Annotated in this window: 9 protein-coding genes; 3 read left to right on the plus strand and 6 right to left on the minus strand. The window is 68.0% G+C overall.

What is annotated here, in order from left to right:
* Nucleotides 1-24: 24 nt before the first annotated feature.
* The 3 genes from QRM95_RS12345 to betT are packed head-to-tail and all read right to left on the minus strand — an operon-like array spanning nucleotide 25 to nucleotide 5,281.
* Nucleotides 25-1,608, minus strand: coding sequence for a GMC family oxidoreductase (locus tag QRM95_RS12345; protein WP_285247878.1), 1,584 nt, complete (start codon nucleotides 1,606-1,608; stop codon nucleotides 25-27).
* Nucleotides 1,609-1,613: 5 nt separating this feature from the next.
* A complete protein-coding gene (locus tag QRM95_RS12350) occupies nucleotides 1,614-3,110 on the minus strand; it encodes an aldehyde dehydrogenase family protein (protein ID WP_285247879.1) in 1,497 nt (498 codons plus the stop codon).
* Nucleotides 3,107-5,281 (minus strand): choline BCCT transporter BetT, encoded by a 2,175-nt coding sequence (gene betT, locus QRM95_RS12355; protein ID WP_285247880.1) that lies wholly within the window; start codon nucleotides 5,279-5,281, stop codon nucleotides 3,107-3,109. Before betT ends, QRM95_RS12350 begins: the two co-directional genes overlap by 4 nt.
* Nucleotides 5,282-5,581: 300 nt before the next feature.
* Between betT and QRM95_RS12360 the strand changes: the two genes are divergently transcribed.
* Together QRM95_RS12360 and QRM95_RS12365 are read left to right on the plus strand one after the other, a co-directional pair.
* Nucleotides 5,582-5,884: a putative quinol monooxygenase gene (locus QRM95_RS12360; RefSeq protein ID WP_285247881.1), complete on the plus strand. Its 303-nt coding sequence runs from the start codon at nucleotides 5,582-5,584 to the stop codon at nucleotides 5,882-5,884.
* A gap of 20 nt (nucleotides 5,885-5,904) precedes the next feature.
* The gene (locus QRM95_RS12365) at nucleotides 5,905-6,555 is read left to right on the plus strand and encodes an MBL fold metallo-hydrolase (RefSeq protein WP_285247882.1); all 651 of its coding nucleotides are present in this window, start codon (nucleotides 5,905-5,907) and stop codon (nucleotides 6,553-6,555) included.
* A gap of 89 nt (nucleotides 6,556-6,644) precedes the next feature.
* Here QRM95_RS12365 and QRM95_RS12370 read toward each other — a convergent pair whose 3' ends face one another.
* Nucleotides 6,645-8,540, minus strand: a complete 1,896-nt coding sequence (locus tag QRM95_RS12370; protein WP_285247883.1) for a DEAD/DEAH box helicase — start codon at nucleotides 8,538-8,540, stop codon at nucleotides 6,645-6,647.
* A 316-nt stretch (nucleotides 8,541-8,856) separates the two neighbouring features.
* Here QRM95_RS12370 and QRM95_RS12375 point away from each other — a divergent pair, with 316 nt between their 5' ends.
* Nucleotides 8,857-9,615: a class I SAM-dependent methyltransferase gene (locus tag QRM95_RS12375; protein WP_285247884.1), complete on the plus strand. Its 759-nt coding sequence runs from the start codon at nucleotides 8,857-8,859 to the stop codon at nucleotides 9,613-9,615.
* Here QRM95_RS12375 and QRM95_RS12380 read toward each other — a convergent pair.
* Together QRM95_RS12380 and QRM95_RS12385 are read right to left on the minus strand one after the other, a co-directional pair.
* Nucleotides 9,612-11,018 carry an MFS transporter gene (locus tag QRM95_RS12380; protein WP_285247885.1) on the minus strand — a complete coding sequence of 469 codons (1,407 nt, stop codon included), beginning with the start codon at nucleotides 11,016-11,018 and terminating at the stop codon, nucleotides 9,612-9,614. The two genes, QRM95_RS12375 and QRM95_RS12380, sit on opposite strands and share 4 nt — an antisense overlap.
* A complete protein-coding gene (locus QRM95_RS12385) occupies nucleotides 11,018-12,373 on the minus strand; it encodes a CynX/NimT family MFS transporter (protein WP_285247886.1) in 1,356 nt (451 codons plus the stop codon). The genes QRM95_RS12380 and QRM95_RS12385 overlap by 1 nt, the downstream gene beginning before the upstream one ends.
* Between the last annotated feature and the right edge of the window lie 141 nt (nucleotides 12,374-12,514).

Raw genomic sequence — 12,514 nt, forward strand, 5'->3', positions numbered from 1 at the left:
GCCCTTTTGGCCAGGCCGCGGGGATCAGGCGCTGCGTGCCGCGCGGACCAGCTCCGCGCAGCGTTCTCCGATCATCATCGTGGTGATGTTCGGGTTCACCGTGGTCAGCTCGGGCATCACGGACGCATCCGCCACCCGGAGGCCGGTGACCCCCTTGACCCGCAACTCGGGATCGAGCGGCGACATGACGTCGTCGGCCGCGCCCATCCGCACCGTCCCCGCGGGGTGGTACACGGTGTTGTGGGTCTTGCGGATGTAGTCGGCGATCTCCTCGTCGGTCTGGATGGCGTCGCCCGGGTACAGCTCGGTGCCCACCCAGTCAGCGAGTGCAGGCTGCGCGGCGATCTCGCGGGCCTTGCGGATTCCCGCGGTCATGACGCGCATGTCGTGGCCGTCCGGGTCGGTGAAGTAGCGCGGATCCACTTTGGGCTTGTCCCGGAAGTCCTTGCTGCGCAGCTTCACCGTGCCGCGGGAACGGGCGTGGGTAACGTTGGGGGTCAGGCAGAAGCCGTTCTCCGTGGTGGGGAAACCCTGGCGCAGGGTATGCATGTCGAACGGAACCGAACCGTAGTGGAACATCAGATCCGGCCGGTCCAGGCCCTCTTCGGTGGTGGTGAAGATGCCGGCCTCCCACCACTGGGTGGACGTCTTGGTCATGGGCTGCTTGGCCTCCCACTGGATGACGCCCTCGGGGTGGTCCTGCAGGTGCTCGCCCACGCCGGGGGAATCAACGCGAACGGGGATGCCGAACTCTTCCAGTTGCGCGGCCGGGCCAATCCCGGACAGCAGAAGCAGCTTGGGCGAGTCGATGGCGCCCGTGGAGACGATCACTTCGGACCTTGCGGTGAGCTGGTGTGTTTTGGCGAAGGCGTTGTCCACCACGGCCACGCCGGTGCAGCGGTTGGTACCGTCAAACGTCAGTTCCTTGGCGCGCAGCCCGGTCAGCAGGGTGAAGTTCTTCCGGTCCATGATCGGGTGGATGTAGGACACCGAGCTGGAGGACCGGGTGCCGTCGGCGCGGCGGTTGATCTGGAAGAAGCCTGCGCCGTTGATCACGGTGTCGCCGGTGTTGAAGTGTGCCTTGGGGATGCCCGCCTGTTCGCAGGCTTCCAGCATGGCGCGGCCGGTGGGGTCCGTGGCCGGAACGTTCATGAGGTGGACGGGGCCGCTGTCGCCGTGGTGCGGCGCGTCCGGGCCGGCGTCCTCGTTGGTTTCGAGCTGCTTGTACAGCCGGTAGGCCGTCCCGGAGTTCCAGCCGGCGGCGCCGAACTTCTTCTCCCACTCGTCAATGTCTTCCCGGGGCGCCCAGAACGCAATGCAGGAGTTGTGGCTGGAACACCCGCCCATCACTTTGGCGCGGGCATGCCGCATGAAGGAGTTGCCGTTCTCCTGCTCCTCGATAGGGTAGTCCCAGTCGTAGCCGGATTCCAGCAGCTCCATCCAGCGGTCCAGCTGCAGGATCTCGGGAATGTTGCGGTCATCCGGCCCGGCTTCCACCAGGGCAACGTCCACCGACGGGTCCTCGCTCAGGCGGGATGCCACGGCGGCGCCGGCGGAACCGCCGCCGATCACGATGTAGTCGAACTCTGTCTTTGCTTCGCTTGCCATGTGTCCTACTTCCCCTCTGCAGCGGCGGCATGGTCGCTGAACCAGCCGGTGACCTGCGGATCGATGTTCTGGTAGACGTGCTTGGCTTCCTGGTATTCGGCCAGGCCAGTGGGGCCCAGTTCGCGGCCCACGCCCGACTGGCCGAAGCCGCCCCACTCCGCCTGCGGCAGGTAGGGGTGGAAATCGTTGATCCAGATGGTTCCGTGGCGCAGCGCCCGGGCAACCCGCTGGGCCTTCCCGGCATCCTGGGACCAGACGGCACCGGCCAGGCCGTAGTGGGTGTCGTTGCCGATCCTGATGGCCTCCGCCTCGGTGTTGAAGGTTTCCACCGTGACCACCGGCCCGAACGCCTCGTCAACCACCACGGACATGCCGCTCTTGACCTGGTCCAGGACGGTGGGCAGGTAGTAGAAGCCCTTCTCGAGCTCCCCGCCGCCCCAGGCGCCGCCGCACCGCAGCCGGGCACCTTCGGCGATGCCCTTCTCCACGTAGGCGGTGACCTTGTCCCGGTGCGCTGCAGAGATCAGCGGGCCGGTCTCGGCGTCGGGATCGAACGGACCACCCAGCCGGATCTTTTCGGCCCGGCGGACCAGTTCGGCCACGAACTTCTCCGCAATGGACTCCTCAACCACCAGGCGTGCACCGGCGGAGCAGACCTGCCCGGAGTGCACGAAGGCGGCGTTGAGCGCGTTGTCCAGGGCGGCGTCGAAGTCGGCGTCCGCGAAGATGATGTTCGGATTCTTGCCGCCCAGTTCCAGCGCCACTTTCTTGACGGTGGCAGCTGCCGAGGCCGCGATGGCTTTCCCGGTCTCCAGGCCGCCGGTGAAGGAGACCAGGTCAACCTCAGGGTGGCCGGAGAGGACGGGCCCCACGATCTTGCCGTCGCCCAGGACAAGGTTCGCGACGCCGGCGGGCAGGCCCAGTTCCTGCAGGACTTCCATCATCAGGATGGAGGTGTGCGGCGTCAGTTCGCTGGGTTTGAGGACGAAGCTGCAGCCGGCGGCCAGGGCGGGCGCAATTTTCCAGGCGGCCTGGAGCAGCGGGTAGTTCCACGGCGCGATCAGCGAGCACACGCCCACGGGCTCGTATTCGATCCGGCTGACCACGGTGCGGCTGCCCGCGTCCACCACCCGTCCGGAGTCCTGGCCGGCCAGCTTGCCGAAGTACTCAAAGCAGTTGGCGATGTCGTCCATGTCGATTTCGCTTTCCACCAGTCGCTTGCCGGTGTCCAGCGTCTCGGCGCGGGCGAAGTCATCCTTCCGTTCCCGCAGCCTGGCGGCGACCCCCAGCAGGAACGAGCCCCGCTCCAGTGCCGAGGTGCCTGCCCATTCCCCGGCGTCGAACGCCGTCCTGGCCGCGTGCACGGCGCGCTCGGCGTCCCCTGCTGTTGCTTCCGCAACGGTCCCGACCAGCTGCCCGTCCGCGGGGCAGTGGATGTCCCGGGTGCCGCCGTCGGACGCTGCAACCCAACTGCCGCCGATGAAAAGCGTTGACGTGCTCACTTAGTTTCCTCCTGCATGTCGAAGTCGGATTCCCAATTGTCTTTTGCCACCTGGTCCTCCACGAGGAGGGTGATTCCGGGCGCTGCACGGTTCAGGTGCAGGAATTCGAGGTGCTGTTCGTAGTGGTCCAGGACATCCGTGATGACCTGTTCCCTGGTGTAGCCCATGAGGTCGTAGCCGTGGCTTCCCTCCTGTGCGAACACTTCCATCCGGTAGTAGTGGTCATCCGGATCCGCCCGGCGGGTGGCGTAGCTGGGGGTCTCGTACCGGACCGGGTAGATCTGGTACTTGAACGCACGCTCCTCCCCCATGGCCAGCTGCAGGTCGATGCTCGGAATCCCGCAGGCCTCCACCGTGGTGATGGCCAGCGTTGTTTCGGCGCCCTGCTCGCGCAGTTCCGCTTCCACTTCCTCCAGCGCCGGAATGGCCACGGTTTCGGCGAACCGGATGGTCTGCTTGCGGCCCGGGTAGTTCATGGCCCGGACCAGCCGCTGCCGCCAGGTCCGGCCGGCACGCTGGTCCGCCGCCCGGCCGGTAATGATGCCCGGCAGGCTCGCCCGGTAGCTGTCATTGAGCGAGTTCTCCACCCGGAGGGCCTTGTACAGGCCCAGCATGATCAGCACCAGCAGCAGGGACAGCGGCAGTCCCATGACGATCGTGGCGTTCTGCAGCGTGGTCACCCCGCCAACGGTCAGCATGGCCAGGGTCAGCAAGCCGGTGGCCACGGCCCAGAAAACGCGCATCCACTCGGGGCCGTCCGAGTCCGCGTCCTTCAGGTGCGAGGTGAAGTTGGACATGACCAGCGCGCCGGAATCGGCCGAGGTCACATAGAACAGCAGGCCCGTGAACGTGGCCACGGCGGCGGTAACCGGGACGGCCGGAAACTGTTCCAGCAGGCTGTAGAAGCCGCGTTCCGGGTGGCTCATGGCCGCCTCGCCGAACGCTGCGTTGCCGTTCATGATCAGGTCGAGGCTGGAGTTTCCGAAGATGGAGATCCACAGCACGATGAAGATGAACGGGACGGTCATGGTGCCCAGGACGAACTGCCTGATGGTGCGGCCACGGGAGATCCGGGCCAGGAACAGGCCAACGAACGGGGCCCAGGCGATCCACCACGCCCAAAAGAACAGGGTCCAGGCGTTCATCCAGTCCGTGGGACGGTCATAGGCGAAGGTGTCCAGGGTCATGCCCGGGAACCGGCTCATGACGTCGCCGACGTTCTGGACGATCCCGTCCAGCAGGAAGCTGGTCTTGCCGGTCACCAGCACGAACAGCATCAGGGCCACCGCCAGGACGACGTTCAGTTCCGAGAGCCGGCGGATGCCCTTTTCGACGCCGGACACGACGGAGACCGTTGCCATCACCACGGACAGCACGATCAGTCCGATCTGCACGGCCAGGTTTTCCGGGATGCCGAACATGAAGTTCAGCCCGTAGTTCAGCTGGACGACGCCGATGCCCAGGGACGTGGCGATGCCGAAGATGGTGCCGAGCAGGGCAGCGATATCCACCGCGTGCCCCATGGGCCCCTCGATCTTCTTGCCGAAGATGGGGTAGAGCGCGGAGCGGATGCTGAGTGGCAGGTTGTGGCGGTAGGAGAAGTAGCCGAGGGCGAGCCCCATCAGGGCGTACAGGGCCCAGCCGGTGATGCCGTAGTGGAACAGGGTCCACACCAGGGCCTGTCGTGCGGCTTCCGGGGTACCACCGCCGCCTTGCGGCGGGGCAAGGTACTGGCTGACGGGTTCGGACACGGAAAAGAACATCAAGTCGATGCCGATGCCTGCCGCGAACAGCATGGCCGCCCAGGTGAACATCCCGAACTGCGGCTTGGAGTGGTCCGGCCCGAGCTTGGTCTTGCCCACCCGGGACAGCGCGGCGACCAGGACGAAGATGACCACGGCGGTGACGATCAGGAAGTAGTACCAGCCCATGTTGGTGGACACCCAGCCCACCATGGACCCGATGACGGCGTCGGCGTTGTCCTTGGCAAGAATCGCCCAGAGGGCAATGCCCACCACGCCGACGGCGGAACCGAGGAAGACCGTTTTGTTGACCCGGGTCCTGGCCTCCGGGCTGCCTGTTCCGTGGCCGGTCCCGGCGCCCGCCGGCGGCTTCCGGTCCGGTGTTTCAAGCCCCGCGGTGCCCACGGGGGGTGCTGCTTTTTGGCTCATTGGATCCCATTTCAGTTTTGAGGCTGCGGTCCGGACGCCGGTTCCACGTGCTTGGTACTGACTGGGGAAAAGCACTCAGCCGGCGTCGCAAAGAGTCTGGCTTGACTTTCGACGCTAACAACCGGATCAGCAAAAGGCCCACTTTTATGAATCTCCTCACGGCGGCTTCAGCCGCAGGTCACACCGGGATTCGGGCCCGGCAACGTCGGGAAGAAAGCGGCTTGCAGCCATGTTGCACGCAGTGGGTACCGGCCAGCCGGCCGTGCCACGCCCATGCCCATGCCCATGCCAAGGAGCCTCATGCCTGCCATCGTCCATTTCGAAGTCCGGATCGACCCCGCCCGCCGCGACGACGCCGCAAAGTACCTGTCCGAAACGCTCGCGGCCACCCGCGCGTGGCCCGGGAACCAGGGCATCGAAGCGCTGGTGGATGACGCGGACCCCTGCCACATCCTGGTCGTGGAAACCTGGGCCACCACGCAGGACCACGACGACTACGCCGCCTGGCGCACTACACCCGAAGGAAAAAACGCGCTGCACGAAATCCTGGCGGCCCCGCCGTCCAAGCAGGTCTACTCCACTGCCTTGCCGCTGGGCCTGTAGCCCGTCCCTAGACTGAAGCCATGGACTCACTTCTCTACGACCTGCCGGCCATCACCATCCGCAGCATCTCCGTCAGCGCAATGGACAACAACGTGTACCTGCTGACCGCCAAGGAAAGCGGCGCGCAGCTGCTCATTGACGCCGCTGACGACCTTCCGGCCATCCGGCAGTTGCTCGCGGACGGCGCCGCGGACACAGCCGTGGCTCCGAGGCTGGCCCTGATCGCCACCACGCACCAGCACTGGGACCACGTGCGGGCGCTGAAGGAACTGGTGGACGCCACCGGGGCAAGGACAGGCGCGGGAGCGGACGACGCCGATGCGTTGCCGGTTCCGGTGGACGTGCGCCTAAGCCACGGGGACGTCGGGAATTTCGACGGCTTCGACGTCACCGCCGTGCACCTGCGCGGCCACACGCCTGGCTCGATCGCCTTCGTGTACCAGGACCCGGAAGGACCGGCGCACATCTTCTCAGGCGACTCGCTGTTCCCCGGCGGGGTGGGCAACACGGAGAAGGACCCGGAACGGTTCGCCCAGCTCCTGTCCGACGTCACGGAGCGGTTGTTCGACGCCTACCCGGACACCGCCGTCGTGCACCCCGGCCACGGCAAGCCGACCACGCTCGGTGCCGAACGTCCGCACCTGGACGAATGGCGTGCCCGCGGCTGGTAAAGCCAGGCGGCGATCCGGGTTAAACACAGCGGTGGTTGAGCCTGTCGAAACCGACAAGCTCAACCACCGCTGTACGTTAAGGAGCGCTTCTAGCGGCCGCGGCGCTCGTTCGACGCCGGAGCCGACGCGCGGCGGGGGCCGCTGCGGGCGGGACGGCCCGAGCCGCCGTTGCTACCGCTGCCGGAGCCGTAGGAGCCGCCTGAGGTTCCGCCGGTGTTGGAGGACCAGACGGCCTTGCTGCCGCCGGCGCCTGAAGAACGCTGGCCGGACGAACCTGCCGCTGCACGCTGGCCGGTTGCCGGGCGCCCGCTGCGCTGTCCCCCGCCGGACGCCGGGCGTCCGCCTGAGGCCGGGCGGCCGGAGCCGCCGCGCGGGGCATCACTGCGGGTGATCCGGGAATCCCCGCGGCCCTCCGCTGCACGGCCGTCGGAACCGCGGCCGGCCGATGAGCGGCCACCTGCTGCGGGAACGTCGTTGCGGTGGGTTGAGGCGGTGCCGCGGCCGCGGGCATTGCGGCGGGCAGCCGCAGCTGCCACAGCGCGGTCCTCGTTCTGCTCCGCGTTCCGGTCGAAGGCTGCGCGGGCTTCAGTCCGGCCTTCGAAGGCTGCGGCACGGCGCTCAGCACGGGGGGCGTCACCGCGGGCGGGCTCGGCCGAAACCTTGCCACGTCCACCGCGGCCACCACGGCCACCGGCACTCGGCGCAGCCTGGCGGCGTGCACGCTTGCGCTCGGCGTTGGCACCGGTGGAGGTGCCGGCACCCTGCCTGGGAGCCTTGGCCGCCAGCAGTGCGGCGCGGGTGCGGGGATCGACCTTTTCGGCAATGTCGCCCACGAGTTCCGCCACGATCGGCGAGCTGGCGGTGACGCGTTCAAAACTGACGTCAACGCCGGCGGCCTTCATGAGCTTCTTCACGTCGGACTGCTGCTCCGGCAGGGTCAGCGTGACCACGGTGCCGTCGGAACCGGCGCGCGCGGTGCGGCCGGAACGGTGCAGGTACGCCTTGTGCTCGGTGGGCGGGTCCACGTGGATGACCAGTTCGACGTCGTCGACGTGCACACCGCGGGCGGCAACGTCGGTGGCGACCAGGACGCGGACGTCGCCGTTGGAGAACTCGGCGAGGTTGCGGTCACGGGCGTTCTGCGACAGGTTGCCGTGCAGGTCCACGGCGGGGATCCCGGCGTCGGTAAGGGTCTTGGCCAGCTTGCGGGCGTGGTGCTTGGTCCGCATGAAGAGGACCCGGCGGCCGGCGCCGGAGGCAAGCTCCACGATCAGCTGCTTCTTGACGGTCTGGTCGTTGACCACCAGCACGTGGTGTTCCATGGTGGTCACGGCCGCCTGGGGGTCGTCCACCGAGTGGGTGAGCGGGTTGGACAGGTAGCGCTGGACGATCTTGTCCACACCGTTGTCCAGGGTGGCCGAGAACAGCAGGCGCTGGCCCTGGCTGGGGGTCATGTCCATGAGCTTCTTGACCACGGGCAGGAAGCCGAGGTCTGCCATGTGGTCGGCCTCGTCCAGGACCGTGATCTCCACGCCTTCGAGGGTGAGGATGCGCTGGCGGATCAGGTCCTCCAGGCGGCCGGGGCAGGCGATGACGATGTCGACGCCGGCGCGCAGCGCCTTCTCCTGCCGGGCCTGGGAGATGCCGCCGTAGATCACGGTGGTGTTCAAACCGGCGGCCTTGGCCAGCGGCTCGATGGTGGCGTTGATCTGGGTGGCCAGTTCACGGGTGGGTGCCAGGACCAGGCCCATGGGGCGGCCGGGCTTGCGGAAGTACTTGGCTTCCCGCTCAGCGAGTCTTGCTACAAGCGGGATAGCGAAAGCAATGGTTTTACCGGATCCGGTCCGGCCACGGCCAAGGACGTCACGGCCGGACAAGGTGTCCGGGAGGGTCTTCACCTGGATGGGGAACGGTTCAACGATTCCCTGCGCGGTGAGGGTGTCTGCAAGGGCCTTGGGAGTACCGAGGGCAGCAAAAGTAGTCATGTAGTTTTTTACGGTCTTTCTGGCGGTATCCGGGCGGATATCGGCCCCCGGCGCCGGTTGGCCCAGGGGTTTCGCCGAAGAAAAGTCAGGTGATCAACCGGGCGCTGCACATAGGGACAGCCGGCCGGGACCAAATGGAACGCGTTCATCGACGCAGGATGTGCCTCTCACATGAAGAAAGCCCACTCCCTGGAAGGAACTCCAGATCCGGAGCAGGCGGCATCACTGCACATCAAGTTCCTCCAGTCTAGCATCCCGCCGCCGGTCGGCCGTCCGCGTCGTTGCCAACGGGGTCATGGCGGGGCAGTGTTGGAGCATGAGCGAACACCCGGGGCAGGGCCAGGATACGCACCAGGAGGAAGCGCACCGGCAGCACGCGCACGACGCCGGCGGGGCGCCGGAAGAGGGCGGCGCCGGCGTCGACCCCGGGGCGGTTTGGGATGAGCGGTACCGGAGCAAAGCCCGGCTCTGGAGCGGAAAGCCGAACCCCCAACTGGTCCATGAGGCCGGCGGCCTGCGCCCCGGCAAGGCACTGGAACTCGGGTGCGGCGAGGGCGCCGACGCCATCTGGCTTGCCCGGCGGGGCTGGTCCGTCACCGCCGTCGACGTTTCCGCCGTGGCGCTGGAACGGGCCCACTCGCACGAACTGGCCGAGCTGGCACGCGAAAGCGTGAACGCATCCAGCGGAGACATCCGCAGCCGGATCACGTGGCAGCAATCGGACCTCACGAAGTGGCAGCCCGAGGGTTCCTACGACCTCGTGACCTCACAGTTCCTCCACTCCCGGGAACTCGACTGGCGGGTCCCGCTGCGCGCAGCCGCCTCTGCCGTCAAGCCCGGCGGGACCCTGCTGGTGGTGGGCCACCACCCGGACCGGCTGCCGCCATGGGGCAACGACCACCACCAGCACCTGGACATGTTCTATACCGGAGACCAGCTGGTCCGTGAACTGGCCCTGGACGGCCCCGGCTGGCAGCTGGAAGTCCTTACCAGCCGGGCGCGCCCTGTCACCGGACCGGACGGGCAGGAGGCGACCATTGCCGACGTCGTCCTGCGCGCCACCCGCCTTCCCTAGCCCTCCGCACCCTTCCTGCCGGTGACCCGCGGCGCCACCAGCACCGCGGACAGCCCGAGGGCCGCCGTGAAGGCGAAGACGCCGGCAAAGGACTGGACCGTCGTCGTAAAGGCCGCGAAGACTATCCCGGTGGCGGCGAGCGAAAGGGCCCCGCCCAGCGAGTCGGCAATTGACATGGCGGAACTGTTGAAGCCCTCGTTGTCCTTGCTGGACAGTGCCAGTGTCATCACGCTCAGCCGGGGGTAGAGCAGGCCCATCCCGCCGCCGGCCAGCACCCACCCGGCGATGGCGACGGCGGCCGGCCAGTGCAGCCCCGCCGTGGCCAGGGCCAGGAGGATGGCAGCGAGCACCATCAGCGAGCCCACCCGTACAGCCCTCCGGTCCTCCAGCCGCGGGCCCATGCGGCCCTGGACCGCCGCGGCACCGGCCCACGCCAGCGCCCCGCCGGTGAGGGTAACGCCCGCAAAGGTGGGCGGGAAGCCGAACTGGTCGATCAGCAGGTAGGGAAGGTAGACCTCCGCCCCGAAGAAGGCCGCCGAGGCGAGGCCGCGGGACAGGATCACGCTGGGCAGGCCCCGCCGTGCCCTAAGGGTCCCGGCGGGCACCAGTGGCCGGACCGCTGCCAGGGCAAGGACGACGGCGGCAAGGGCCAGGAGTGCCTTGGCGGGCGGGAAGGCGGGGAGGCTGAGGCCGGCGGAGAGGTTGAGCCCCAGGACGGCAAGGGCGGCCAGCGCCGCCCAGCCGAGCCGGGCCGGTGCCCACGGCGGGAGGGTTCCTCCCGCGCCGCCGGCTGATTCCGGCGGGTCCAGTCCGCGCAGGACCGGCACGACCATTGCGAGCGCCGGAATGACCAACCCCACGACGCCCAGGAACACCCAGTGCCAGCTGAAGACCTGCGCCACCACGCCGGCCGCGAAAGGCCCTACCAGTGAGGGCACCACCCAGGCGGCCGAAAACGCGGCGAAGATCCGGGGATGCAGGGTGCCCGGGTAGAACCGAGCCACCAGGACGTAGAGGGCCACGGTGAGGGCGCCCCCGCCGAAGCCCTGGACCAGGCGGCCGGTGACCAGCATGGGCATGGAAACGGAGGTGCCCGCGACCAGCAGGCCGGCCACGAACAGCGCTACGGAGGCGTACAGGGGCAGGGCGGGCCCGCGCCTGTCCGACCAGTTGCCGGCGCCCACCATGCCGATGACACCGGTGGCCAGCGGCCCTGCGAAGGCCAGCGCATAGAGGTTTCCGCCGTTCAGTTCCCGGCTGACCAGCGGCATGATGGTGGTTACGGCGAGGGATTCGAAGGCGGCCAGGAACACCAGGGCGCAGGTGCCCACCGTCACCCAGAAATACGGTGGCCGGAAAATCCCGTTGGCGTGGTGGACGACCGGAAGCGTGGGGTCCTGCATTACGGTTCCTCGCCCACATACCGGTTCCGGCCGGAGCGGTAGCCGAAAACGGCCGCGAGCAGCCCGACCACCGTGAACAGGACGCCGGCGGGAACGAAAGACCCGGTGGCCTGGTGCAGTTGCCCCACCAGGAGCGTTCCGGTTGAACCCACCCCGTAGCCAACGCCCTGCATCATGCCCGACAGGTGCGCGGCGGTGTGCCCGTCCCGGGTACGGAGCATGATCAAGGTCAGCGCACAGGCCGTCAGGCTTCCCTGGCCCAGGCCCAGCAGCCCCGCCCAGACCCAGACCAGGTCCAGCGGGCCCACGATGCTCAACACGAACCCTCCCCCGGTCATCAACGCCACCACGGTATTGATGGCCCGCTGGTCGCTGAACCGCGCGGCCAGGGCAGGGGCAAACAAGGACCCCAGCATCTGCAGCACGATACACACGGCAACGATCAACCCCGCCGTGGCCCCGTCAACGCCCCTTTCCCGGAGGATGGGCGCCAGCCACGCAAAACCGCTGAACGACATCATGGCCTGCAGCACCATGAAGATGGTCACCTGCCACGCCACCGGCGACCGCCACACGTTCACCCCGTCCCTGACGGCCTGGTGCCGGACCGTCCCCTGCCGCACGGCTACAGGCAGGAACAGCAGGAGCACGACGGCGGCCGGCACCGCCCAGACCCACAGCGCCCTGGTCCACTCCCCCGTCGCCGTGTACACCGGGTACGTGAACCCGGCCCCCAGCGCCGCGGACGCGCAGATCGCGGTGGTATACAGGCCCCCCATGAGCCCCAGCCGGTGCGGGAAGTCCCGCTTCACCAAGCCCGGCAGGAGCACGTTGCACAACGCGATCGCCGCACCGCACGCCGCCGTACCGGCAAGGAGCGCAGGCAAATGCCCGGCCCCACCCATCGCCGCCCCGGCATCCACAGGCCGCAACAATAATCCGGCGGTCAACAAAGCCATGGCCCCCAGCAGCACCCGCTCAGCACCAAACCGGCGGGCCAAAACCGGGGCCACCGGGGCAAAGACACCCAGCAACGTCACCGGAGCCGTGGTTAACACCACTACGGACCAGCCAGGCAGCCCCGCCTGCGCGGTCACCTCCGGCAGCACAGCAGACAGGCTGGAGAAGACACTCCGCAGGTTCAAGCCGATCAGCACCAGGCACACACCCAGGTAGGCCAAGGCACGCCGGCCGCCCACACGGGTGGGCCCGGGCGCGGGGAGTTCGTCAACCTCCGCGTCCACCAAAGTACCCAGGTCCACCAGGCTGCTGCCCGTCCTGGGACGTCTTTGGCTTTCTTCGGAGACAGCCCCTCGCCGTTGCTTCCTTGCGTCGGCATTCGTTGCGTCCGTCATCCGCCCATTCTTGCAGGAGCGTGCTGCGCCGGGAGTTATCCACCTGCGGCGGGGGCACCGCGGAGGCGGTGCCGTCGAAGGCCGCCGGGCTGCCCGAATGATGCCCTGACCGCCGTTCTCTTCGCGGCGCTATTCTGGAAG

The sequence above is a fragment of the Pseudarthrobacter sp. efr-133-R2A-89 genome, assembly GCF_030209315.1.
GTDB lineage: Bacteria > Actinomycetota > Actinomycetes > Actinomycetales > Micrococcaceae > Arthrobacter.